The sequence below is a fragment of the Stenotrophomonas sp. NPDC077461 genome, assembly GCF_049545475.1.
GTDB lineage: Bacteria > Pseudomonadota > Gammaproteobacteria > Xanthomonadales > Xanthomonadaceae > Stenotrophomonas > Stenotrophomonas nematodicola.
The window spans coordinates 85,599-108,825 of sequence record NZ_JBMWDO010000006.1 but is presented as its reverse complement, the minus strand read 5'-3'; the positions used below and the strand labels follow the sequence as shown (position 1 = coordinate 108,825).

Sequence of the window (23,227 nt, the reverse complement as noted above, 5' to 3'; positions counted from 1 at the left end):
TCCAGGAAGGGCGATGCCGGACTGCAGCGTGCCTTCGCCGACGTATGCAGCGGATGAACGCATGCACGGTGCGACCACATCGCGCTCACCCTGCCTGGCCGCGCGGTTGGCCACACTGCCTCTGCACTCGAACGCTTTGGCAAAGGAGCCGCAGATGGCCACCCGCACGACCCGAACCCGCCCTTCCGCCCCGCGCAAGACCACCACCGGCAAGACCGCCAAGCCGGCGGCCGAGCGCACGCCCGTGGTCAAGACGGCCACCCGCAAGGCGGCCGCCAAGGACCCGCGTGCGGCACGCGTCGCCGCACGCCAGCGGCGCCTGCAGGACCAGGAGAAGGCCAAGGACGCGCGTGTGGCCAAGCAGGCGGCGAAGCAACAGGTGGCCGGCACACCAGCGAAGAAGACCGGCAGAAAAAAGGCTGCCGGCGACGCCACCCAGGCCGGGACCCGCAGGCAGCCCGAGGCAATGCCCGCCCAGCACCTGGCCAAGCCGGGCAACGAACACGAACTGGACCTGGCGCCGCGGTTCCTGGCGCCGGACTACCGTGGCAGCGGCAAGCTGCAGGGCAAGCGCGCGATCATCACCGGCGCCGATTCCGGTATCGGCCGCGCCGTGGCGGTGCTGTTCGCGCGCGAAGGCGCCGACGTCGCCGTACTGCATCTGGATGAAGCGGCCGACGCGAAGGTCACCCGCCAGCACGTGGAAGCCGAAGGCGGCCGCTGCGTGGTGATTGCCGGCGACGTCCGCGATCCCGCGTTCTGCGCCAAGGCCGTCAGGCAGGTGGTCAAGGCGTTCGGGGGCATCGACATTCTGGTCAACAACGCGGCGTTCCAGCTGCATTGCGAGCGCCTGGAAGACCTGGAAGATGCGCATCTGCAGGAAACCCTGCAGACCAACATCGCCGGCTACATCCAGATGGCGCGCGCGGTGCTGCCGCATCTGGAGGAAGGCGACTGCATCATCAATACCGGCTCGGAAACCGGGCTGTTCGGCAGCAAGGCGCTGGTCGACTACTCGGCGACCAAGGGCGCCATCCACGCGTTCACCAAGGCGCTGGCCAGCCAGCTGCTGCCACGTGGAATCCGGGTCAATGCGGTGGCGCCGGGGCCGGTGTGGACGCCGTTGAACCCGGCCGACAAAGCGGCCCAGGACGTGGCCGATTTCGGCAGGGACAGCGACATGGGCCGTCCGGCGCAGCCGGAAGAACTGTCGCCGGCCTACGTGTTCCTGGCCTCGCCGGTCACTGCCAGCTACATCAGCGGCGTGATCCTGCCGGTAATGGGCGGGCCGCGCGGCTGACCTGCGGCGACGCGTAGAAGCCGGCGATGGTCGGGATGAAGCGCTGCGGGTTGGCGCCGACCAGGTTGGTCAGCACGATCACCGCCAATTGCCGCTCGGGATAGACGATGAAGGCGGCGCGGGCACCGCCCACGCCGCCGACCTGCAGGTCCGGCACCGTGCCCAGCACCGGCCAGCCGGCGGCCCAACTCCCGTCGGTGCCATCGTTGAGGCGCTCGGCGCGCCACATGCGCGCAACGCTGTGGCGGGGGAGCAGCCGATGCTGCGACAACGCCACCATCCATTGCGCCACGTCATCGGCGGTGGTCAGGATGCCGCCCCCGGCCCACAGGCTCGGAGGCATGTCGTAGAACCAGTGCGACAGGCGCGGCGCCGCATCCGGTGGATCGGTGCCGCGCGGTGCGTAGCTGTACATCGTGGCCGCGCCGGCCACCAGGTCGTAGCTGTCGCCGAACGTGGTGCGGGGCATGCCCGCGGCCGCGAACTGGCCCTGCTGCAGGTACTGCGCGTACGGCATGCCGGATTGCCCGGCGATGATGCGCGCCAGCAGCACGTAGTTGGTCTGGTTGTACATGAAGCGCTGGCCGGCCGGCGCCTCCACCGGCAACGCGGCCACCGCCTTCCAGGCGTCCTGTTCCGAGCCGCCGCCCAGCAGGCCACGCGCGTCGAGGATATCGGGCAATCCAGAGGTGTGTGCCAGCAACTGGCGGACGCGCACGCTGCGCCACCCGTCGGGCAGATCGTCCAGATACCGCGACAGCGGTGCCTCCAGGTCCACACGCCCGGCGTCGGCCAGTTGCGCCATCGCCACGCCGGTGAAGGATTTGGTGGCCGAGTTCAACGGAAACCGCGTGGTCGGTGTAGTCGCCACGCCATTCTCGACATTGGCCAGGCCGAGGGCTTCGGACAGCACCACACGGCCATCTTTGACCACCGCGATCTGCAGGCCGGGAATGCGCTGGACCTGCATGGTCTCCTGCACGAACCGGCGGGTCCGCGCGTTGGCCTCCTCCCACGCGGTGGCGGTGGTGGCCGCGTGCAACGGCGGCAGGCCGGGCAGGATCAGTGCGGCGAAGATGAGCAGGAAGCGGTGTCGTCGGGCAGGCATGTGGTGTCCTTTGGCCATCAGCGGCTCGACGGCTTGGATGCCGGTCGCGTGCAGAGGGTTTAAGGCGACCTTGACGACAACCGTTCGTCGGCGGACGTCCTCCGGCACTTGACGACATCTGTAGTCACTGGCACCGTGGCGACACGTGTAGTCATCGGAGTGTGCCATGCGCGGCAAAACCATCGGGGACCAGGAGCTGGCCCTGTTGCAGTACGTAGCGGAACAGGGCGGTGCCACCGTGGGTGAGGTGGCGGCGGGGTTCGGAGAGGAGCGTGGCCTGGCCCGCTCGACCGTGCTGACCATGATGGAGCGTCTGCGCGGCAAGGCCTACCTGCAGCGCAGGCAGGTCCAGGGCGTGTATCGCTATGCCGCCACCAGTGGCCAGGACAGTGTGGTCCAGGGCGCGGTGGCCAGCTTCGTGGAAAAGACGTTGCAGGGCTCGGTGTCGCCGTTCGTGGCCTTCATGTCGCACAAGGCCGAGGTGAGCGACCAGGAACTGGCCGAGCTGGAAGCCTTGGTCGCGCAGTTGCAGTCACGCAAGCGGGAGAGCTGAGACATGGACACCCTGATGATCGAACTGCTGACGCGGCTGGGCTGGACCAGCCTGCAGAGCGTGCTGCTGGTGGCCCTGGTATGGGGCGTGTGCCGGCTGCTGCCGGCGCTGCCCACCGCCACGCGCTGCCGGCTGTGGTGGCTGGTGGCCGCGCAGGCGGTGCTGGGCCTGGTCTGGAGCAGCCCGCTGGAGCTGGCGGTGCTGCCGGCGCCCGCAGCGCCCGCCACGCAGCTGGTTGCGCTGCCGGCCGTGGAGACCGCACTGGCGAGCGCGCCCGACATGACCGGCGCGGTGGCGATGGCGGCTCCGCAGGCGTTGTGGTCGTGGCCGGCGCTGCTGCTGGCCGCATGGGTGGCCGGCGTGCTGGTGATGCTGGTGCACAGCCTGCGTGGCTACCGGCACAGCCGCGCGCTGGTGCGTGGTGCGGCCGACTGCACCGACGCGACCCTGCAGCAGGCGCTGCATCTGGCCGCTGAAGCACACGGTCTGCGCCGCGCGCCGACCCTGAAGGTGTCCGCGCAGATCCGCTCGCCGCAGCTGATCGGGCCGTGGCGTCCGGTACTGCTGCTGCCGGCACGCGAACTGCAGGCGATGAGCGCCGATGATCTGGACATGGCGCTGACCCATGAACTGGTGCACCTGCAGCGCCGCGACCTGTGGTGGGGGCTGCTGCCCGCCCTGGCCCAGCACCTGTTCTTCTTCCATCCGCTGGTACACCTGGCCGCGCGCGAATATGCCGTGGCCCGCGAAGAGGCCTGCGACGGTGCCGTGGTGGCCGGGCAGGGCCATTGTCGCCACGACTATGGTCGGCTGCTGGTGCAGCTGGGCGTGGCACCGCGACCGGCGGTGGGCGTGGCCAGCGCGTCGCCGAACTTCCGCAGCCTCAAGCGACGGCTGCTGACCCTGCAGCAGACCCGTCGCTTCCCGCGCGTGGCCGCGTTGGCGATCACCGCGATGGTGGTGCTGGTCGGCGTTGCGCCGATGCGCCTGGTGGCGGCGGTGACCCCGCCGCCGCCCGCACCGCCGGCACCGGCCGCGCCGCGCGTGCCGCCGACGCCGACGCCGCTGCCTGCCGCTGCGCCGCTCGCGGCACCGGCTCCGCAGGTCGCACCGCAGCCGGTGGCGGCGCCGATCGCACCGGCTCCCCCCGCGGCACCGCGCGCGCCGGAACCGCCCAAGGCGCTGGGCGATGGCATGGCGTTGGTCACCCACGGCAAGCTCGACCTCTCCCGGCAACCCGCACAGGCCTTCGTGCTGATGGGCGGGGACAGCAACTTTGTGGACGCCTCGCTGGCCGATCTCAAGCAGGCCAAGCATGATGCCCACGGCGACGAGCCGGCCCTGTGGGTACGACGGGGCCAGGAGCGTTATCTGATCCGCGATCCGGCCGTGCTCCGGCAGCTGGCCCGCAGCCAGGCCGACGTCGCGGCACTGGGCAGTGCGCAGGCCGCATTGGGCACTCTCCAGTCCGAGCTGGGCCAGCACCTGGCCGACGTATCGATGCAGGTCACCGCCGATGCGATGGCGTCGGTGGATGTGGCCGCGGTGGCCAACCTGGCCGCTCGCCAGTCCGGCGCGTCGGCGGCGTCCGAGGCGGCGCAGGCGGCGCGGCAGGCCCGCATCGCCGCACGCAAGGCGGTGGATACCGAGCAGATCGCGCGGGTCGCGCGTGAGCAGGCCGAGATGGGCCGCGAGCAGGCGCGTCTGGCCCGGCAGCAGAGCGTGGCGTCGGCCCGCGCCTCGCGCGACGTGCGTGCGGCGATCGATCAGGCCCTGTCCAGTGGCAAGGCCGAGCGCCTGCGCGACTGAGGCCGGCGTGTTCCATGTGCTGCCTGCGCCGCGCGCAGGCAGCACGACGGGGTCACCCGCAGTTGGCGCGCACGATCCTGTTCTGCGCGTCAACTTCCAGGCTGAGGCGATCCTCGCGGAAGTCCATCGTCATCGCCATCCCCGGCTTGAGCACACGCGCATGCCGCGCGCCGCTGGCCTTCACGGCCTGCTGCACCACCGCTTCGGTGGCGGTCTTTCCGACCAGGCTGGCCACCTTCTCCGGATCGCAGCGTGCCGCGCTGCCGGCCACGGCAGGTTCGGTGGCGGCCGGTGGGGCGTCGGCCGCCGCCGACGGGCCGGAGGCGGTTCTGGCCGGATGGCTGCAGGCTGCCAGCGGCAACGCGCACGCCACGGCGAACATCAGATTCCAACGCATGCGGTACTCCTCCCACGGTAGGTACCGGCAGTGTCCGTGGGCGGGCCGTTACGCGGCGTCAACGCGGCCGCTGCGGGGGTTCAACGGCCTGCAGGGCCAGCGTTTCGCGCTCCTGCTGTTCCTCGGCCACCAGCCGCAACATCAGCATCGACAGCGTCACCACATCCTGGTGGTTGTGGTCGGCCACCCGGCGCAGGTTCAGCGCGCTGCCCCCGCGCAGGTAGTTCAGCCATGCGGCCGGGGCCTCCGAACCGGGCAGGTCGTCCTCGCGCACGATCTGCAGCAGCTGGCGCTCGATGGTGGCCAGCCGGCAGTTCTCCCAGGTGCCACGGTAGCGGCGGCGGGTGGGGAACAGCAGATCCACATGGTCGTGCGCGCTGATCGGGTCACCGTGACGGGCCAGCCGGAAACGCGTCTTCAACAGCGGCGCGTCGTAGCAGCGGCCGTTGTAGCTGCAGAACACCAGGCCCGGCCGCAGCCACCCGGCAAACGTACGCAGCATCGCCGTTTCCGCGCCGAGGGTGGTGATCACCAGCTGGCGGATGCGCAGGCCGTCGCCCTGGTCGGGATGGGCGTACCAGTCGGCCGCGCCGATCATGAAGGCGCGGGTGCCGGTGCCGCCGGCCAGGCCGGTGGTTTCGGTATCGAAGAACAGCAGGTCCTGCGGCTGGACCTGCTCGCCCTCGCGCCTGGCAAACGCCAGCGAGAGCGGCTGGGTCGGCACGGGCTGCGGCAGGAACGATTCAATCAGGAACAGGCCCGGCGCGATCTCCTCACCGGGGACGTGGCGGTCCTGCGCGTTGGCGCGGGGCAGGGCGGCCGGCGCAGCGCCGCGTGCGCGCAGGCCGAGCAGGCGATGCAGGCTGCCAACCTCGGGCGTGCGCAGGGCGGGCGCGGGGGCTGCCACTACCGGGACCGGGGCCGCGTCACCGGTGGGCTTGTGACGGATCTCCTGTTCGACCCAGGCGAACACCGAGGCCGGTGCAGAGGGGCGCGCCTGCGCATCATTGGCAGCGGACGGGAGCGCGCCAGACGGCGCGTCGCGGGGGACCGGTCCACGGTCGGGACCTGCCGACGCCGCCGGCGCCGGGGTGGCGTCCCCGGCCTGCCGCCGCAACAGGCGCAGCTTGTCCAGGCTCAGGCTCACTGCGGCACCACCTCGGCGGCGGCGCGCTCGCGCTCGGCGGCGCTGGGCAGCGCATGCGCGTCGAACAGGTCCAGCACGTGCAGTGCCAGCGCCCTGGGTGTGGTGGCATCGTCTTCCTGGCCGGCCAGCACCGGTCCCACGCAGGCCGGGCACCCGGCTTTGCAGTCGCAGCGCTGCACCAGTTCTCGGGCGCGCTGCAGCAGTTCGGCCTGGCGCAGCCACAGCGGCTCACTCAAGCCGACGCCACCGGGGAAGTTGTCGTACAGGTAGACGGTAGGCACGAACTGCTGCTGCAGCTCGATCGCGCTGGCATCGAACTCGGCACCGCGCAGCTGGCCGCGGCCGCTCTGGTCGGCCACCGCAAACCATGCACCGTCGCCATTGCCGACTGCCTTCTGCAGGTCGCGGGCATCGGCCATCACCGCCACGGTGGCGACGATATGCAGCGCATACGCCGCACCCAGGAAGCCGTCCAGCGCCTCCTGCTTGCTGTCGAAGGCGGTCAGCAGCAGCGCCTGCGGCAGCTGCCACCACACTGCGGTGGTGTGCAGTTCCTGGTCGGGCAGGTTGACCGGGCCGTAGCCGATGTTCTCGTGGGTGTAGTAACGGATCTTCTTGTAGCCGGCCACGCGGCGCACCACGTGAACTTCACCGTGATGCGAGTCGCCGCGCCCGGCCTGGCAGCCGTCGAACCGGTCCAGCACCTTGAGCTTGGTGAAGTCGATGCTGTCGGTGTAGTAGTCCACGTGGGTGCGGGTGACGTAGGCCTTGCGGCCCTCCCAGTCCAGCCGCTCCACCTGGTACGGCGTGGACTGCACCATGTGGATGGCGCCTTCATACAGGGTGAGCGCGGCGGCGGAATAGTCCACCTCGGCGATGATCTGCTGCTTGCCGTCGCTGCGGTCGACCACCACGAAGTTGCCATCGGCCACCGAGCGCAGGCTCACCGCGTTGGCCGGGTAGCTGTCGGCGATCCACTCCCACCGATCGCCCTCGCGATGCACGACCTCTGTTTCGGCCAGTGCTTCAAGGAACACCAGCGGGTCGATCGGGCCGAACGGGTCGCCGGCCAGGAACGGCAGTTCGAAGGCGGCGCAGCGGATGTGGTCGAACAGGATCAGCGGCTGGTCCGGGGCAATGCGCGCATGTTCGGGCGAGGCATCGGCGAAGAAGTCCGGGTGCCGCACCACGTACTGGTCCAGCGGCTGCGAGCTGGCCACCATCACCCCCAGGGCGGGCTGCTGGCGGCGGCCGGCGCGGCCAAAGCGCTGCCAGGTGGCCGCGACGCTGCCCGGATAGCCATTGAGGATCACCACGTCCAGGCTGCCGATATCCACGCCCAGCTCCAGCGCCGAGGTGCTGACGATGCCGTCGATGGTGCCGGCGCGCATGGCGCGTTCGGTCTCCCGGCGCTCGGTGGGCAGGTAGCCGCCGCGATACGCGCGGATGCGCGCCGGCTTGCGCGGATCGTGGTCGAAGATGTCCTTGAGGTATTTGGTCAGCACTTCGACCATCAGCCGGCTCTGCGCGAAGATCAGCGTCTTCAGCCCGGACTTGATCGCGATGCGCGCGATGCGGTTGCTCTGCGAGCGCGCCGAGGCGCGCAGGCCGAGGTCGGCATTGACCACGGGCGGGTTCCACAGCAGCACGTGCTTGGGCCCGCTGGGCGCGCCGGATTCGGTGATGGCGGTGACCGGTGCTTCGATCAGCGCTTCGGCATGCGCCTGCGGGTTGCCGATGGTGGCCGAGCACAGGATGAACTGCGGCTCCACCCCGTAGAAGGCGCAGATACGCTTGAGCCGGCGCAGCACGTTGGTGACGTGGCTGCCGAACACGCCCCGGTAGGTGTGCACTTCATCGATCACCACATACCGCAGGTTCTCGAAGAACTGCGCCCACTTGGTGTGATGGGGCAGGATCGCCTGGTGCAGCATGTCCGGGTTGGACACCACGATGTCGCCGTGCAGGCGGATCGCCTGGCGTGCGTCGCCGGGGGTATCACCATCGAAGGTGAAGGCCTTGACCCCCAGGTCACCGGCGCGGTTGAGCTCCAGCAGTTCGGCCACCTGGTCCTGGGCCAGCGCTTTGGTGGGGAACAGGTACAGCGCCTTGGCCTTGCCCTGCATGGCCGCGCTGACCACCGGCAGGGTGTAGCACAGCGATTTGCCGCTGGCGGTGGGGGTGACGATGGCCACGTGCTCGCCGCGCTGGGTGGCCGCCCAGGCCTCGGCCTGGTGGCTGTAGAGCTGTTCGATGCCACGCGCCTTCAATGCGGCAGCCAGGGCGGCCGGCACATCGGCGGGAAGCGGCGCATAGCAGCCTTCGCGGCCGGGCAGGGTGAAGCTGCCGGTGATGCGGTCGGCATAGCGGCGCTGCAGCCGCGCGGTCAGCAGCGCGCCGTTGCGCGAGGGCAGGCCATCGGTGGTGGCGAGGCGGCGCTCGGCGTCCTCGGTGCGCTTGGCGAGTTCGTAAGCCATGAGTACAACGGTCTGCAAAGGACGCCATGAAACCACAGCCGTGTCTCATCGATTGAGACACGCGCGCAACGAAATCTGAAGGTCGCCTGCGTATCATCTGCCGACGCACGCAACGGACCAGGATGGTGAGTGTGGCAAAGGGGGGACATCGCATCACCGCAGTCGCCGGCATGATGCTGGCCGGCCTGGCACAGGCCCAGCACCCTTCCGCTCCGCCGCCGGAGACGGGCACGCCGCCGCCCGCGGCGCGCGGGGACGTGACCACACTGGGCGAAGTGCGTGCGCTCAAACCCGATGAGGACGTGCCGCTGGACCTGTACGGGTACCGGAGTCCGGTCCAGATCGAGCCCAACACCTTCAACCGCGCCTGGCGCGAGGCGCCGTCGCTGGAGCAGGTGGGCATGAGCGGCGGCTACGTGATGATGGGAATCAATTACGTCATCGGCAAAACCGCGCAGGGGCTGCACACCCTGACCCGCGCCCCGGACCCGATCCAGGCGGCCACCGCACGGCCGTCGCCGGCGCTTGACGAGGCGCAGCAGCGCCGTGCGCTGCTGCTGTGCGCGCAGGACGGCTGCGGCGCGCCACCGGGCGGGTGACCGCCGCCGCAGGCCGGGTGCTCAGTAGCGCCTGGCGCCCCTGACGGCGTCGTCCATCGATTCCTGGATGCGCCGGATGTCGTTCTGCGCCGCTTCCACGTACTTTTCCACGCAGCGGAAATGTTCCTTGACGTCGCTCTGGTAGCGGCTCAGCTCGGACGGGCTGTTGCCCGTGGCCCTGCGCGGCGGCTGGCAGCGCGGTTCGGGGTAGCGGCTGGCGGTCATGTTGCTGGGGCCGATCACCGCTGCCCCGGCCGTGCCGGCGTTCAACACCGCTGCACCGGCTGCCAGCGTCATGGCCATCATCGTTGCAACTCGCGACATGCATGATCCTCCCTGTGGAGACGCAGTATAGGCATGTGCGACAGCGCGCACGTCGATCAGGCCGTCGCTGCCCGCGGGCGCCGTCTCTCCAGCCACCAGAGCAGGCCACTCACCAGCACGAACGCCAGCAGCCACGGCCAGCGCGGGCCTGGCACCGCGTGGGTGGTGGCTGTGGCGCGGTCGGCGCGGCCCACGCGCACGGCGTTGGCCTCGCGCAGTTGCTGGCGGTACAGCGCCTGCGCGCCAGCTGGGTCGAAAACGTACACGGCCTGCGTTGTATCGCCGTGGCGCAACTGGTGCCACCCCGGCTGCTGCGGCCAGTAGCCGGCGCAGGCATCGGTGCCGCTGGATGGATCGATGACCAGGGCGGTGTCGCTGCCGTCCGGCGCACGGACCTGCGTGGGTCCCTGCAGATTGCACAGCGCGAGGCGCTCGCCGGCCCAGGGCGTGGCGCTGCCGGGACGGACCGTGGCGGTGGCCGGCAGCGCGCGTGCCAGCGTGGTCAGCATGCCGCTCCACAGCTCGGCATGCCGGTCATCGCGGCCGGCCAGCACCAGCCGATAGGTGTCGGTAACCGGCAGCAGCGCCAGCCGGCCCTGGCCGATGCCGCGCCAGCCACCGATGGCCGCGCCCTTCGCGTCGTGCAGCAGCGCGCTGGCATCGGCTGTGCGCAGGGTGAACTGTTCCAGTACAGGAGCAGCGGCACTGCGTGATGCGGCGTCGGCCTCGTCGGCATGGACGGTAGGTTGACCTGACGGGCGTGGCGGCCCGCGCCGCGCCTGCAGCAGTGCCGGGTCGGGATCGGCCGGCAGGGTCAACGGCAGGGTCTGGCTGCTGCCGGTGACGGCCAAGCCCCAGTTGCGCAGGGTCTGGCGGGCGCCGTCGGGAAGCGGCCCAGAGGTGCGCACCAGCACCCCCAGTCCGTTGCGCAGTGCCTGCTGCACAGCGCCGCGCTGCGCGCCATCGAGGGCGGCCAGGCTGCGTTCGTCGAGGATCAGGACATCGGTGGCGGCCAGGCGCGCGGCGCTGAGCGCGACCGGGCCGTCGCCGAGCAGGACCCCGCCTCCCGCGCTGGCCTGCGTCTGGACCGCCAGGCCGGTGTCGGTGGCCCAACGGCGCAGGTACTTGAGTTCCGGCCCCGGCGCGCCGGCGACGATCACCACACGTGGCACCGGCTGGGCGATGGTCTGCAGCGGGACGACGATGCTGTCCACCGCGTGCTGATCGGCGTCGAGCAGGCGCAGACGGAACTCGCTGCGGCCGCTGGCGCGGGCCACGCCCTGCAGCTGCACGCGGCCGTCGTCGCCGATGCGGGCGCGATCGACCACCCTGCCGGCCGGGTCCAGCAGCTCGGCGCTTGCCGTGGCCACGCCCTGCGCACGTGCGCGCAGGACAAACACCGCGCCAGGGGCGGCAGCGGAAGGCGGCTGCAGCGCCACCCATCCGACCGGCGGTGGGGAGGCACGCGCGCTCACCTGTGCCGGCAGCGGCGTATCGCGGTCACGTGCGGACAGGCCATCGCCGATCACGCGCAGCGACCGCGTACCCGGATGCTGTCGCAGCGCGGTGGCGAGATCGGGCGCGGGGCGGCTGTCGGCATGGGCCGGTGCCTCGGGCAGGGCGATCACGGTGTCGCCGGGGGAGCGCGTCCAGCGCACGGTGTCGGCGGCGGCGGTGAGCACGGTCAGCTGGCCGGCGGGTGCGCTGGTCTGCGGAGGCACCAGGCACCGGAACAGCAGCACGCCACTGGCTGCCTGCAGCACGAGCAGGCACAGCAGTCGCCCTGCGCTGCGACGTGGACCCTGCCGCTGGTGCCAGAGCAGGCGTGCGCTGCCGAGCAGCACGATGACGGCCAGTGCGACGGCAATCCAGCGGGCATCGCTCATCGGACGTTCTCCAGGGCATCCAGCCAGGTCTGGCCCATCCGATCCGGCGCGGTGCGTCGCGAGACCTGCGGCGGCGGCCGCAGCAGCGCCCGCCACAGTTGGGCGCGCAGCGTAGTCCGGCACTCGCTGCATTCCGGTGCCATGCGCAGCGCTTCAATGGCCGCCGCCAGGCTGAGCGGATCGGACAGGCGCGTCTCATTGGCGCGCAGCCAGCCGCTCACCGCGTCCAGGTCCGGTGCGCCGTCGGTGTCGGCCAGCTGCTGCCAGACCGCGACGATGGCCGGATCGGGGGCGGGCACGGCCTGCAACGGCAGGGTGCGGTTGCCGAGGTCGGTGCGGTCGCCGCCGAGGCGGCGGCTCTCATCGATCGGCGGCAGTTCCGGCCCGACCCGCGCCAGGTAGATGCGCTCGGCCTGCTGCACCTGTTTGATGAAGGCCAGCGCCTTGTAGGCGTACGGCAGCGCCGCGTCGGGACGGCCCTGGCGCAGCTCGCCCTCGGAGGACCACATCTGGTCGAGTGCGGCCTTCAGCGTGGCGCGGGTCTGCGGATCGAGCAGCGTGGCGGCTTCGGCGTGGTCGTGGGTGTGGCCGTACTCGGACAGCACATCGGTGGCGCTGCCGAACACCGGCGGGCCGCCCGCCGTCGCGCCGCTGTGGTCGTGGTCGTCGTGGCCGGCCTGCGCGTGGCCGGCCGCGTCGGCCGTGTCGTGATCGTGCTCCTGGTCCTGCGTCGCAGGAGCGTCGCTGGTCGGCAGGGCATCGCTGGTCGGCGGCGGCTTCGCTGCGCCTTCGCTTTCCTCCCCCAGGAACTGGCCATAGCGCAGGCGCAGGATGCGCTGGTCCACGCCGATCGCATCGGCGCGCCGGACGAACTCCCCGGGCGGCAACTGCCCGCGCAACCGGATCAGCGCTTCGGCATCGATGATGATCTGGCGCTGGCTGCGGAAATAGGCTGGCAGGGTCTTCTTGACCATGCCTTCCAGGTCGGCGGTCTGTATCTGCTCGGTGCTGGGCAGGCGCAGGATCACGCTGGTGCTTTGGCCGGTCTGGGCGATGGGCGCGCGGTTGTCGCGCACCTGCAGCTGCGCGATCACATCATTGCCCGGCGCCGCGCCGAGTGCGGCCAGATCGAGCGTGCGCGCGAAGCGGCGCTGGGTGGCGGGCCCGCTGCCGGTCAGGGGGATGCGCTGCTCGCGGAAAGTGATGTTCTCGCCACTGCCCTGGGCGAGGGTCACCTTGAGCTCGGCAGTGGCGGCGACGCCGTAGTCGTCGCTCGCCTCGAACTGCAGGGCCCACTGGCGTTGGCCGGGTGCGCCGAGCACCAGACTGCGGTCCGGGGCGATCACGCGCACGCCCGGCGCACGGTCGGGCACTACGTCGAGGCGGTACAGCCGGTTATCGTGCAGTGCCGGCGTGGTGACCACGCGGTACAGCCGCGGCCGTGAAGCAGTGGATTGCGTGGTCCATGTGTCGCCGTGGCGCTGCAGCGGCAGGCGCTGGCCGTCGTGGAACTGGAGTGCCGCGCTTGTCGGCGGTGCGGAGAAGCGCAACGCCCACTGCAGCTGGCTGCCCTGGGCGACCTTCGCATCCAGCACGGCCTGCACGCGCACGGGCTGACCGGTGTAGGCCGGTGCGCGGATCTGCAGTCGGGTGGACTGCAGCTGCGGCGGCGGCGCCTGGGTACTGTTCGCAACCGGCCCAGGGTCCGGTGCAACGGCGGTGTCACGGCTGCGCGGCCACCCCAACGCCAGGGCGATCACCAGCAGCGCGCCGATCCAGGCCGGCCACAGCGCGCGCGCGGGCCAGCGCGGACGCAGGTCCGGCGGGGCGGACTGCAGCGCCGTGGCGACATGCTGGCGCTGGCGCTGCTGCAGGGGGTTGAGGGTGTCGGGCGCAGCGAACAGCAGGTCGGCACTGTCCTGCGCGACGGGATGCCGGTCGAGCTGCCGGACCAGCCAGCGACGGTCCAGCCGCCGCGCGCGCCAGGTGGCGATGCCTGTTGTTGCCAGCAGGGCCAGCAGCAGCACCACCGTGGCCGGGTTGAAGCCGGCCACGCGCAGGGCGAGCGCGGTGGCGGCCACGGCGAGCGGCAGGCCGATCAGCGCGCTGCTCCACCACCGGCGCCGGCGGGCACGGTGCCAGGCCTGCTGCACGCGCGCGCTCATGCGCCGGCCTCGCGGCGCGGCGCGGTGGCCAGGGCGCGTTCCAGCGCGAACAGCAGCACGATCAACGCCAGCAGCCACGGGACGGGATCGCGCGGGGTCGCACGCGGCGCGGGCGCGCCGGTCAGCGGTACCTGCGTCGCGGCCACGGCGAGCTGCGGCGCCGCCGGGGGCGCGAGCACGGAGAGCAGGCGACGTGGCAGATCGGCCTCGCGCAACGCGGGCAATGCGCTGGGCGACATCGCCCCCGTGAAGCGCAGCAGCCTGCCCCGCTCGACCGCGCGCTGCTGGAGCAGCGGTCTGCCCTCGGCATCGCGCAGGGCGGTCGACCAGCCTTCCCCGGGTGCGGCGCCCGGCGTGGCGAGCAGTACCGTGCCGCCCTGCCGCACCCACGCCTGCCAGCGCTCCGGCAGCGCGGCGGGCGACAGCCATACCCCGATCTGACCCACGTCGGGCGCGCTGTCCGCTGCGAGCGGTGCCGCGAGCGCCTGCCCGTTCCACGCGCGTTGCAGGGCCTCCAGCACCGGTACGCTGCCCGCGTCGGCCGGGTGGCCGCCGGGCTGCAGCGTGGGCAGGCGTGGCCGTGCGTCGTCTGCGCGGGGGGGCGGTGCCGGCACTGGCTGCCAACGTACGCTGCGCGACAGACGCGGGCGTTGCGCATCCAGGCCGGGCAGCGGATCGGGCACGTAGACGGTGAGCGGCGTGCCGGCCGGCAGCAGCTGGTCCAGTTCACGCAGCAGGCTGGCCAGCGGTTGAGGCGCGGCCGGGGCGGCGGCGTGCAGCGGTGGGAAGCCCGGCGCCAGCCAGCGCCAGTCGCCGGCCGTGTCCGTGCCGCGCAGCGCGGCACCCTCCAGGCCGGGCGCGACCGCGGTGACCGCGTGGGTGTCGGCGGCGGTACCGTGCAGCAGCGGACGGGCCAGCAGCAGTGCAAGGACAGCCAGCAGCAGCAGGCGCACCAGCAGCAGCGGCCATTCATCGAACCGGATGCGCTGGCGCGGGCGCGCCTTGGCACGCAGCCAGCGCAGGGCGGCGAACGACAGCGGGGCGTACTGATGGCGCCGCGCCAGGTGGATCAGCAGCGGCACCAGCAGCGCGGCCAGCGCCAGCAACCCGAGCGGGAACAGCAGAGTCAGGCTCATGCAGCACTGCCCGGTGCGAACAGTGTGCGCAGGGGCACATCCAGCGGCTGGTCCAGGTACCCCGTTGCCGTGACGATGCCCGCCGCCTGAAGGCGCGCGTGAAGCGCGCGCTGCGCCGCCGCGAACCGGGCCAGATAGCCCTCGCGGATCGCACGGCCGTCGCCGAGCAGTTCCTCGCCGGTTTCCGGGTCGTGGAAACGATGGCCGTCGGTGAACGGGAAATCACGCTCTTCGGCGCTGAGCAGCTGGAGATGCAGTACTTCGCGCCGCGCCGCCGCCAGCCGCTCCAGCAGCGCGACGCCGGCGTCATCGAACCCGTCGCCCAGGGCGATCAGCATGTCCCCAGCCTGCACGCGTTCCCACACCGGGCGCAGCGCCGTGGCGGCCGGCCAGCCACCGTGTGCATGCAGCTGGCGCAGCAGCAGGTGCACGCGGTCGCGCTGGCGCGGTCCGCTGCCGGCCGGCACCAGCCGCACACCGTCGCCACCCACGGCAATCAGGCCGAACCGGTCGCCCTGCTGCAGCGCCAGCTCCACCAGACAGGCCGCAGTGGCGCAGGCGTGGTCCAGCCGCGACCAGTCCGGGCGCGCGCGGTCGGCCTGTGTGGCCGACGCGCTGGCATCCACCAGTACCCACACCGTGACCGGGCTCTCGCGCTCGGATTCGCGCACGAAAAAACGGTCCGAGCGGGCGTACAGCTTCCAGTCGATCTGGCGCAGCGCGTCGCCCGGCTCGTAGGCCCGATACTGGGCGAACTCCAGACCGGCCCCGCGACTGCGGCTGGCGTGCTGGCCGATCGCGTGCGTACCGCGCGCACGGCGAGGCAGCAGGCGCAGCGTCTTCAGACGGCTGCGCACATCGGCGGGCAGGAGGATCGGCGCGTGCGGCGTCACGGCAGCGCTCAGGCCGGGAACGGCACGGCCTGCAGCAGCGCGTGGATCACATCGTCGGCGCTTTTCTGTTCGGCCTCGGCGGCAAAGGAGAGCAGCAGGCGATGACGCATCACCGGCCCCACCAGCGCCTGCACATCCTCACGGGTGGCGGCAAAGCGACCCTGCAGCAGCGCCCGGGCCTTGGCGGCGAGCACCAGCGACTGCCCGGCGCGCGGGCCGGCCCCCCACTTGATCCAGTGGTTGACCGCGTCCGGCGCACCGCTACCGGGCCGGCTGGCCCGCACCACGCGGGTGATCCAGGTCAGCACATCGTCGCTGACATGCACCTGGCGGACGGCAGCCTGCAGCGCCAGCACGTCCTCGGCATGCATCACCTGCGGCACCGTGCCGGCCGCACTGCCGGTGGTCTGCAGCAGGATGTCGCGTTCTTCCTGCTCGGTGGGGTAGTCCACCCGGACATGCAGCAGGAAGCGGTCCAGCTGCGCTTCGGGCAGCGGGTACGTGCCCGCCTGCTCGATCGGGTTCTGCGTGGCCAGCACGAAGAACGGCGCCGGCAGCATGTAGGTGGTGCCGGCGTAGCTGACCGTGCGTTCCTGCATCGCTTCCAGCAGCGCGGCCTGGGTCTTGGGCGGGGTGCGGTTGAGCTCGTCGGCGAGCAGCAGGTGGGTGAAGATCGGTCCCTTCTGGAAACGGAAGTGACGGTGGCCGGTGCCGTGGTCTTCTTCCAGCAGCTCCGTGCCCAGGATGTCGCTGGGCATCAGGTCGGGGGTGAACTGCACGCGGCGGAACTGCAGTTCCAGCGCCTGCCCGAGCGAGCGCACCAGCAGTGTCTTGCCCAGTCCCGGCGCGCCTTCGAGCAGGCAGTGGCCGCCGGCCAGCAGGCCGATCAGCAACTGCTCCACCACCGCATGCTGGCCCACCACCGCCTGGCCGAGCGCCTCGCGCAGCTGGTGCAGTTTCGGCAGGAGGGTGTCGATGTCGGCGGTGGTCATGGCGGAACCTGTAGGAAGGAGGCGTGGCGCAGAGGCTGGGTGGGCCGTTGGCGGGAGGATCAACTGTTGAGGGCGTACATGACGATGTTGACCGCGAAACGGGTGTTGTCTTCGGCGAGGAAGCGCTTGTTGCGCCAGTCGTAATCCCACTCGCAGCCATAGTCCTTGTTGCTGTAGAGCACGCCCAGCCGGCCGTCGATCTCGATGCCCTTGAGGTAGTCGTGGACCAGGTCGTCGCCCCAGCCGTTGAGCTCGAAACCGGTCGCCGGCGGCCCGTCCGGAAAACGGAAGAAGCTGCGGTACAGCGCATGCGTGTTGGGCAGCTTCTTCAGCGCGCGGGGGCCGAACAATGCAGCCATCTGCGCTTCGAACGAGGTGGCGAACAGGCCGTCGATATCGTGGTTGCAGTCATCCACGAACACGAAGCCGCCGTTGCGCACGTAGCGCACGAAGTTCTGTCGCTCAGCCGCGTTGAACTCGACCAGCTTGTGCCCGGCCAGGTAGCAGAACGGGGCCTGCAGCATGCGGGGGTCGGCGAGCGCGATCACGTGCTCCTGCGGGTCCACGCGCAGCGAGGTGTAGTCGATCAGCGAGGTGATCACGTTGGACGGCATGCGCGCATCCACGTCCCAGTCGCCGGAGTCGTACTTGAGCCGGGTGAACCAGAAATCGTAGCGGCCGGCCTGCGCGCCGGCCCACGACGGCAGCGCCGCAAGCGCGGCGCCGCCCAGCAGTGCCCGAAGAAACTGCGCGCGGTTCATCGCCGCGCGCCGCTCCGCCACCCTCGGGGACGACAGGGCTGCATCAGACCGCGTCGGACAGCGAGGTGAAGGTGAAATCGCGCAGCTTCATCGGCGGGATCATCATCACCAGGCTGGACTCGTCGCCAGCCACGCGCACCGGCTTGCCGAGCTCTTCGATGTTGTTGAGCATGATCACCGGCGATTCGTTGAAGCGGAAGTTCTTGACCGGGTACTTGATCTGTCCGTTCTCGATGTAGAACGTGCCATCGCGGGTGAGGCCGGTCAGCAGCACAGTCTGCGGATCGACCATGCGGATGTACCAGGTCCGGGTCACCAGAATGCCCTTCTGGGTGCCGCGCACCAGCTCGGCGGTGCTCTTGTCGCCACCGGCCATCAGCAGGTTGCCCGCCCGCGCGTTGGCGGTCTTGCCCTGCTTCTGCGCCCAGTACCGCGAGTAGTTCAGGTTGGCGATGCGGCCGTTCTCGACGATGGCCAGCTTCTGGCGCGGCTGGCCTTCGCCATCCCACGGCAGCACCGGAGCCTCGGGATTCCACGGGTCGGCGCTGAAGTTCACGCGCGGATCGTAGACCTGCTCGCCCAGCTTGTTGCCGCCGCCCTTCCTGGACAGGAAGCTGCGGCCTTCATCAGCCGCGCGCGCGTCGAAGAAGTTCATCATGAAGCTGATCAGGCCCGCGGCGGCGGCCGGCTCCAGGATCACGGTGTACTTGCCCGGCTCCAGCGCTTTGGCTTCTGCCGATTCGGTGGCCTTGCGCATGGCGATGCGGATGTCCTGGTCGGCCTTGAAGTCGGCGGCGTCCTTCAGGTTGCGGCCGACCCAGCCCGAGCCGCGGCCGTCTTCGGTGCGCACGGTGCAGGTGTAGTCGAAATTGGTGCTGCGCTGGTAACCGAAGTTGCCGTTGCTGTTGGCAGTGGCGTAGAAGCTCTGCCCGTCTTCCAGGAAGCCGGCGGCGATCAGCCCGTTGCCGCGGCACGGTGCGATCGAATCGGCGGCAACCTTGGCGCGGAACGCCGGGTCGATGGCGGCGGTGGAGGCGCTGAACGTGGGGCTGGCGGTGTAGGTCTGCCTGCCGATGGCGGGCATGAACTCCGGATTCTCCGGTGCCAGACGCGCCAGGTCTTCGGCACGACGGACCACGCGTTCCAGCGCGGCATCGTCGAACTCGTTGATCGAGGCGGTGCCCACGCGCTTGCCGAAGGCCACGGTGACGGCCAGTTCGGTGTTGTCGACGATGCCGCTGGTGGACACGTTGTTGAGCGCGAAACGGATGTTGCCATCGATCGAGCCGGCCAGGACGGCCGTGCATTCGTCGGCCTTGGACAGCGCGATGACCTTGTCGAGGATGGCCTTGGCCTGGGCTTCGGTGAAGATACTCATTGCGATTGGGCTCCTGACCGGTCAGCCGAGGCTGCGTGCGGTGTTGATGACGTTGATGCCGTTGAAGCGCGCGGTGGACGAGCCGTGCGAGACCGCCGAGACCTGGCCCGGCTGGCCCTTGCCGTCGAAGAACGAGCCGCCGAGGCGGTAGTCACGCTCATCGGCCACGGCGCTGCAGGCGTTCCAGAACTCCGGTGTGCGGATCTGGTAAGCCACGTCCTCGAGCATGCGGGTGATCCTGCCGTTCTTGATCTCATAGAACAGCTGGCCGCCGAACTGCGCGTTGTAGCGCTGCTGGTCGATCGAGAACGAACCGTCGCCGATGATGTAGATGCCATTCTCGACGTCCTTGATCATGTCGCTCACGCTCAGCGGCGTCTTGCCGGGGGCCATCGAGACATTGGCCATGCGCTGGAACTGCACGCTGGACCAGGAATCGGCATAGCAGCAACCGTCGGACTCGGTCTTGCCGAGAATATGGGCCTGGTCGCGGATGGTCTGGTAGTCCACCAGCCTGCCGTTGCTGATCAGGTCCCAGCGCTTGGTCTTGACGCCTTCATCGTCGTAGGCGACCGCGCCGAGGCTGCCCGGCTGGGTCTTGTCGGCGAAGATGTTCACCTTGTCGCTGCCGTACTGGAACTGCTGCTCGCGCTTGTCCAGGGTGGCGAAGCTGGTGCCGGCATAGTTGGCCTCGTAGCCCAGCACGCGGTCCAGCTCGAGCGGATGGCCGATCGATTCGTGGATGGTGAGCCAGGTGTGCGAGGGGTCCAGGATCAGGTCGTACTTGCCCGGCTTCACCGACGGCGCCTTGAGCTTCTCCTGGGCCTGCTTGGCCGCGGCGATGGCGTCCTCCCGCATGTCGTAGGACGTGCTGTAGTTGACCACTCCGTTGGGGGTCGGCACCTTGCCCGCCGCCGCGCCATCGAGATACTCGTAGCCCATGCCCATCGGCGAGGACAGGCCTTCGCGGGTGCGGAACTTGCCGCTTGCCTTGTCGATGGCGGTGATCGTCATCGGCGCCCAGATGCGGTGCACGTCCTGGTCGATGTAGGAACCGTCGGTGGAGGCGAAGTACTTCTGCTCGTTGACCAGGAACAGCATCGAGTTGACGAAGCTGGCGCCGGCGCCCATCGCGGCGGCATTGACGTCCAGCAGCAGCTCCACCTTCTCCTTGATCGGCACGTCCATCGCATTCTTGCGGATCGGCGTGCGCCAGGAGACCTCGCCCACCCCCGCCGCGGCGGCCAACTGCACCGGTGCGGTCTGCACTGCCGCGTTGGCCTTGGCGATGGCGGCGGCCTGCTGTGCGGCGCGCGCCACGTCGCCCGGCCCGAGCTGGTTGGTGGCGGCAAAGCCCCATGCCCCGTTGACGATCACGCGGATGCCCACACCGGTGGACTCGGTGTTGACCACGTTCTGCACCTTGTCCTCGCGGGTGATCACGAACTGGCGCAGGTAGCGGCCGATGCGCACATCGCAGTAGGTGGCGCCGGCCTGGCGCGCGGCAGCCAGCGCCGCATCGGCCAGGCGCTTCTTCAGCGCAGGGTCCAGCGTGCTGTGCAGGTGTTCGGCGGCAATGACCTTGCCGAAGAAGGACGGCACGATCAGGCCGCCTGCGGTAAGCCCGGTCAGGGCGAGGAAGTCACGTCTTTGCAAGGCGGCGCTCCACGTCAGGGTGGTGTGGCAGGGAAACGAACGGCGGGCGCGGCGGGCTCATCCCAGGCTGCGCGCGGTATTGATGATGTTCACCCCGTTGAAGCGGGTGGTCGACGAGCCGTGCGAGACCGCCGAGACCTGGCCCGGCTGGCCCTTGCCGTCGAAGAACGAGCCACCGAAGCGGAAGTCGCGTTCATCGCAGATCGCGCTGCACGCGTTCCAGAACTCCGGCGTACGGATCTGGTAGGCCGCATCCTCGACCATGCCGGCGATCTGGCCGTTCCGGATCTGGTAGTAGAGCTGGCCGCCGAACTGCGCGTTGTAGCGCTGCTGGTCGATCGAATACGAGCCGCGGCCGTGGATGTAGATGCCGTTCTCCACGTCCTTGATCATGTCGGCCACGCTGAGCGGCGTCCTGCCCGGCGCCAGCGACACGTTGGCCATGCGCTGGAACTGCACGCTGGACCAGGAATCGGCGTAGCTGCAGCCGTGCGAGGCGGTTTCGCCCAGCAGGTGCACTTCATCGCGCGTGGCCTGGTAGTTGACCAGGATGCCGTCCTTGACCAGGTCCCAGCGCCGGGTCTTGACCCCTTCATCGTCGTAGCCCACCGCGCCCAGGCTGCCCGGCGCGGTTTTGTCGGCATGGAAGTTGACAATGTCGCTGCCCCAGCGGAAGCCCGCCTCGCGCTTGTCCAGCGTGGCGAAGCTGGTGCCGGCGTAGTTGGCTTCGTAGCCGAGCACGCGGTCCAGTTCCAGCGGGTGGCCGACATTCTCGTGGATGGTCAGGAACAGGTTGGACGGGTCCAGCACCAGGTCGTACTTGCCTGGCTTGACCGACGGTGCCTTGAGCTTCTCGCGCGCCTGACGGGCGGCGGCCACTGCATCCTCGATCGGATCGTAGGAATCGCGGTAGGCGGTGACGCCGCCTGGCAGCGCGATCTTGCCGCTGGCGTCGCCATCGAGAAACTCGTAGCCCATGCCCATCGGCGAGGACAGTCCCGCGCGGGTGCGGAATTTGCCGGTGGCCTTGTCGATGGCGGTGGCGGTGAACGGCAGCCAGATCCGGTGCACGTCCTGGTCGATGAACGAGCCGTCGCTGGAGGCGAAGTACTTCTGCTCGTTGACCAGGAACAATGTGGAATTGATGAAATCGGCGCCGGCGTCGAGGGCGGCGGCATTGACCGCCAGCAGCATCTCGACCTTGTCCTGGATCGGTACCGCCATTGCGTTCCTGCGGATCGGCGTCTTCCAGCTGACCTCGCCAACACCGGTTACCGGCGCCAGCTGTACCGGACGGGTCTGGATGCCGGCGTTGGCGCGCGCGATGGCGGCGGCCTGCCCAACCGTGGCCAGCACCGCCGCCGGCGTGCGCTGGTGGGTGGCCGCAAAGCCCCAGGCGCCGTTGACGATCACCCGGATGCCGATGCCGGCCGATTCGCTGTTGGTGACGTTCTGGACGGTGCGCTCGCGGGTGATCACCGCCTGGTTGAGGTAGCGCCCGATACGTACGTCGCAGTAGGTGGCGCCGGCGCGTTTGGCCGCGCCCAGCGCCGCCTCGGCCAGCACCCTGTTGCGGACGGGGTCGCCGGGCTCGAGCAGTTGCTCGGCGGCAATCAGCCGACCGTGCGGCAGTACCAGGCCAGCCAGGCCCATTCCAGACAGCGCAAGAAACTCACGGCGTTGCACAGCGATCCATCCCCCGACGGTGCGATCGGCATCAGACCGGTCGCAGTGGACAAGTTCTTGACTTTCGATGGCGGCGGGCAGTGGCACAAGTGACTGCGGTCATGGTTGGATGGCGGTCATCCGAATTCATCTTGAGCCTGCCATGAGCCAACAGCGTTGGTCCGACGCCTGCGAGCGCAACCGCGAGCCGATCCTGACAGTCCTGCGCCGGTACCTGCAGGACCGCCACCGCGTCCTGGAGATCGGCAGCGGTACCGGCCAGCATGCGGCGCACTTCGCCGCGCAGCTGCCGCACCTGCACTGGCAGGCCAGCGACCACCCGGACCATCTGCCCGGCATTGCCGAGCGCCTGGCCGAGGCCGCCCTGCCCAATGCTCCGCCCCCGTGGCCGTTGCAGGCCGTGCTGTCGCCCGTGCCTGGCCTGGCACCGCTGCCGGAAGCACCGTTGGGCTTCGATGCGGTGTTCAGCGCCAACACCCTGCATATCATGAGCTGGGCGCACGTGGAGGCGTTGTTCGCCGGACTGCCGGCGGTGATGGCCGACGACGCGCTGCTGTGCATCTACGGGCCGTTCAACCAGGGCGGCCAGTACAGCAGCGACAGCAACCGGGTATTCGATGCCTGGCTGAAGCAGCGCGACCCCGCGGCGGGCATCCGCGATGCCGACGCGGTGGACGCACTGGCCGCCGCCCAGGGCCTGCGGCTGATCGACGACGTGGCCATGCCGGCCAACAACCGCCTGCGGGTATGGCACCGCTTTGCGTAACCGCGCGCGCAGCGCGCCGGCATCGAAACCCGCGCGCTGCGCCCGTAGAGCCGGGCTCTGCCCGGCTGCCTTCCGTTCCGGCATCGAACCCTGCGCGCTGCGCGCGAAGCCGACTAGAAGTCGGCTCTACGTCGGCGGCCACCCACCGCGCACGACGCCCGTAGAGCCGGGCTCTGCCCGGCTGCCTTCCGTTC

19 protein-coding genes are annotated in these 23,227 nt (G+C 70.2%); 5 read left to right on the top strand and 14 right to left on the bottom strand.

From position 1 onward, the window contains the following. The first annotated feature begins 154 nt into the window (after window positions 1–154). Window positions 155–1,300 carry an SDR family oxidoreductase gene (locus ACPEH8_RS12230; protein WP_423666888.1) on the top strand — a complete coding sequence of 382 codons (1,146 nt, stop codon included), beginning with the start codon at window positions 155–157 and terminating at the stop codon, window positions 1,298–1,300. Here the strand turns inward: ACPEH8_RS12230 and ACPEH8_RS12225 are convergent. After that, window positions 1,257–2,408 (bottom strand): serine hydrolase domain-containing protein, encoded by a 1,152-nt coding sequence (locus ACPEH8_RS12225; RefSeq protein ID WP_153165469.1) that lies wholly within the window; start codon window positions 2,406–2,408, stop codon window positions 1,257–1,259. The genes ACPEH8_RS12230 and ACPEH8_RS12225 overlap by 44 nt on opposite strands. Window positions 2,409–2,574: 166 nt before the next feature. Here ACPEH8_RS12225 and ACPEH8_RS12220 point away from each other — a divergent pair, with 166 nt between their 5' ends. Together ACPEH8_RS12220 and ACPEH8_RS12215 are read left to right on the top strand one after the other, a co-directional pair. After that, window positions 2,575–2,961 carry a BlaI/MecI/CopY family transcriptional regulator gene (locus ACPEH8_RS12220; RefSeq protein ID WP_136005687.1) on the top strand — a complete coding sequence of 129 codons (387 nt, stop codon included), beginning with the start codon at window positions 2,575–2,577 and terminating at the stop codon, window positions 2,959–2,961. 3 nt (window positions 2,962–2,964) lie between these two features. Next, window positions 2,965–4,770 (top strand): M56 family metallopeptidase, encoded by a 1,806-nt coding sequence (locus ACPEH8_RS12215; protein WP_313274292.1) that lies wholly within the window; start codon window positions 2,965–2,967, stop codon window positions 4,768–4,770. 52 nt (window positions 4,771–4,822) lie between these two features. Here ACPEH8_RS12215 and ACPEH8_RS12210 read toward each other — a convergent pair whose 3' ends face one another. The 3 genes from ACPEH8_RS12210 to ACPEH8_RS12200 are packed head-to-tail and all read right to left on the bottom strand — an operon-like array spanning window position 4,823 to window position 8,791. Then, window positions 4,823–5,167 (bottom strand): I78 family peptidase inhibitor, encoded by a 345-nt coding sequence (locus tag ACPEH8_RS12210; protein ID WP_136005681.1) that lies wholly within the window; start codon window positions 5,165–5,167, stop codon window positions 4,823–4,825. Between the two features lie 58 nt (window positions 5,168–5,225). Then, the gene (locus tag ACPEH8_RS12205) at window positions 5,226–6,314 is read right to left on the bottom strand and encodes a ribonuclease H-like domain-containing protein (protein ID WP_136005679.1); all 1,089 of its coding nucleotides are present in this window, start codon (window positions 6,312–6,314) and stop codon (window positions 5,226–5,228) included. After that, on the bottom strand, window positions 6,311–8,791 hold the full coding sequence (locus tag ACPEH8_RS12200) for a DEAD/DEAH box helicase (RefSeq protein WP_136005676.1): 2,481 nt from the start codon (window positions 8,789–8,791) through the stop codon (window positions 6,311–6,313). Before ACPEH8_RS12200 ends, ACPEH8_RS12205 begins: the two co-directional genes overlap by 4 nt. Before the next feature lie 122 nt (window positions 8,792–8,913). On the opposite strand from ACPEH8_RS12200, the gene ACPEH8_RS12195 reads away from it, so the two are divergent. Further along, window positions 8,914–9,390 carry a hypothetical protein gene (locus tag ACPEH8_RS12195; protein ID WP_423666885.1) on the top strand — a complete coding sequence of 159 codons (477 nt, stop codon included), beginning with the start codon at window positions 8,914–8,916 and terminating at the stop codon, window positions 9,388–9,390. Window positions 9,391–9,411: 21 nt separating this feature from the next. Here the strand turns inward: ACPEH8_RS12195 and ACPEH8_RS12190 are convergent, their stop codons facing one another. The 10 genes from ACPEH8_RS12190 to ACPEH8_RS12145 are packed head-to-tail and all read right to left on the bottom strand — an operon-like array spanning window position 9,412 to window position 22,267. After that, complete coding sequence (locus ACPEH8_RS12190) at window positions 9,412–9,714, bottom strand: hypothetical protein (RefSeq protein ID WP_136005672.1); 303 nt, start codon at window positions 9,712–9,714, stop codon at window positions 9,412–9,414. Window positions 9,715–9,770: 56 nt separating this feature from the next. Beyond that, window positions 9,771–11,600, bottom strand: a complete 1,830-nt coding sequence (locus ACPEH8_RS12185; protein ID WP_423666882.1) for a hypothetical protein — start codon at window positions 11,598–11,600, stop codon at window positions 9,771–9,773. Beyond that, window positions 11,597–13,765, bottom strand: coding sequence for a hypothetical protein (locus ACPEH8_RS12180; protein ID WP_423666879.1), 2,169 nt, complete (start codon window positions 13,763–13,765; stop codon window positions 11,597–11,599). The genes ACPEH8_RS12185 and ACPEH8_RS12180 overlap by 4 nt, the downstream gene beginning before the upstream one ends. Then, window positions 13,762–14,895, bottom strand: coding sequence for a BatA domain-containing protein (locus ACPEH8_RS12175; protein ID WP_423667014.1), 1,134 nt, complete (start codon window positions 14,893–14,895; stop codon window positions 13,762–13,764). The genes ACPEH8_RS12180 and ACPEH8_RS12175 overlap by 4 nt, the downstream gene beginning before the upstream one ends. Window positions 14,896–14,897: 2 nt before the next feature. Then, the gene (locus tag ACPEH8_RS12170; RefSeq protein ID WP_136005663.1) at window positions 14,898–15,794 is read right to left on the bottom strand and encodes a DUF58 domain-containing protein; all 897 of its coding nucleotides are present in this window, start codon (window positions 15,792–15,794) and stop codon (window positions 14,898–14,900) included. 8 nt (window positions 15,795–15,802) lie between these two features. After that, window positions 15,803–16,786: an AAA family ATPase gene (locus ACPEH8_RS12165; protein WP_017355468.1), complete on the bottom strand. Its 984-nt coding sequence runs from the start codon at window positions 16,784–16,786 to the stop codon at window positions 15,803–15,805. Window positions 16,787–16,845: 59 nt separating this feature from the next. Further along, the gene (locus ACPEH8_RS12160) at window positions 16,846–17,547 is read right to left on the bottom strand and encodes a DUF4159 domain-containing protein (RefSeq protein WP_017355469.1); all 702 of its coding nucleotides are present in this window, start codon (window positions 17,545–17,547) and stop codon (window positions 16,846–16,848) included. A 43-nt stretch (window positions 17,548–17,590) separates the two neighbouring features. Continuing rightward, the gene (locus ACPEH8_RS12155) at window positions 17,591–18,925 is read right to left on the bottom strand and encodes a TldD/PmbA family protein (RefSeq protein WP_017355470.1); all 1,335 of its coding nucleotides are present in this window, start codon (window positions 18,923–18,925) and stop codon (window positions 17,591–17,593) included. 21 nt (window positions 18,926–18,946) lie between these two features. Continuing rightward, on the bottom strand, window positions 18,947–20,581 hold the full coding sequence (locus ACPEH8_RS12150; protein WP_262071522.1) for a TldD/PmbA family protein: 1,635 nt from the start codon (window positions 20,579–20,581) through the stop codon (window positions 18,947–18,949). Window positions 20,582–20,638: 57 nt separating this feature from the next. Then, window positions 20,639–22,267, bottom strand: a complete 1,629-nt coding sequence (locus ACPEH8_RS12145) for a TldD/PmbA family protein (protein WP_017355472.1) — start codon at window positions 22,265–22,267, stop codon at window positions 20,639–20,641. Window positions 22,268–22,409: 142 nt separating this feature from the next. On the opposite strand from ACPEH8_RS12145, the gene ACPEH8_RS12140 reads away from it, so the two are divergent. After that, entirely contained in the window at window positions 22,410–23,033 is a 624-nt protein-coding gene (locus tag ACPEH8_RS12140) for a DUF938 domain-containing protein (RefSeq protein ID WP_312711851.1), read from the top strand. The last annotated feature ends 194 nt before the right edge of the window (window positions 23,034–23,227 follow it).

What these genes read in the sequence shown, in the direction of transcription:
- ACPEH8_RS12230 (WP_423666888.1), top strand. Translation starts at nt 155, where the DNA reads ATGGCCACCCGCACGACCCGAACCCGCCCTTCCGCCCCGCGCAAGACC.
- ACPEH8_RS12225 (WP_153165469.1), bottom strand. Translation starts at nt 2,408, where the DNA reads ATGCCTGCCCGACGACACCGCTTCCTGCTCATCTTCGCCGCACTGATC.
- ACPEH8_RS12220 (WP_136005687.1), top strand. Translation starts at nt 2,575, where the DNA reads ATGCGCGGCAAAACCATCGGGGACCAGGAGCTGGCCCTGTTGCAGTAC.
- ACPEH8_RS12215 (WP_313274292.1), top strand. Translation starts at nt 2,965, where the DNA reads ATGGACACCCTGATGATCGAACTGCTGACGCGGCTGGGCTGGACCAGC.
- ACPEH8_RS12210 (WP_136005681.1), bottom strand. Translation starts at nt 5,167, where the DNA reads ATGCGTTGGAATCTGATGTTCGCCGTGGCGTGCGCGTTGCCGCTGGCA.
- ACPEH8_RS12200 (WP_136005676.1), bottom strand. Translation starts at nt 8,791, where the DNA reads ATGGCTTACGAACTCGCCAAGCGCACCGAGGACGCCGAGCGCCGCCTC.
- ACPEH8_RS12195 (WP_423666885.1), top strand. Translation starts at nt 8,914, where the DNA reads ATGGTGAGTGTGGCAAAGGGGGGACATCGCATCACCGCAGTCGCCGGC.
- ACPEH8_RS12190 (WP_136005672.1), bottom strand. Translation starts at nt 9,714, where the DNA reads ATGTCGCGAGTTGCAACGATGATGGCCATGACGCTGGCAGCCGGTGCA.
- ACPEH8_RS12185 (WP_423666882.1), bottom strand. Translation starts at nt 11,600, where the DNA reads ATGAGCGATGCCCGCTGGATTGCCGTCGCACTGGCCGTCATCGTGCTG.
- ACPEH8_RS12180 (WP_423666879.1), bottom strand. Translation starts at nt 13,765, where the DNA reads ATGAGCGCGCGCGTGCAGCAGGCCTGGCACCGTGCCCGCCGGCGCCGG.
- ACPEH8_RS12165 (WP_017355468.1), bottom strand. Translation starts at nt 16,786, where the DNA reads ATGACCACCGCCGACATCGACACCCTCCTGCCGAAACTGCACCAGCTG.
- ACPEH8_RS12160 (WP_017355469.1), bottom strand. Translation starts at nt 17,547, where the DNA reads ATGAACCGCGCGCAGTTTCTTCGGGCACTGCTGGGCGGCGCCGCGCTT.
- ACPEH8_RS12155 (WP_017355470.1), bottom strand. Translation starts at nt 18,925, where the DNA reads ATGAGTATCTTCACCGAAGCCCAGGCCAAGGCCATCCTCGACAAGGTC.
- ACPEH8_RS12140 (WP_312711851.1), top strand. Translation starts at nt 22,410, where the DNA reads ATGAGCCAACAGCGTTGGTCCGACGCCTGCGAGCGCAACCGCGAGCCG.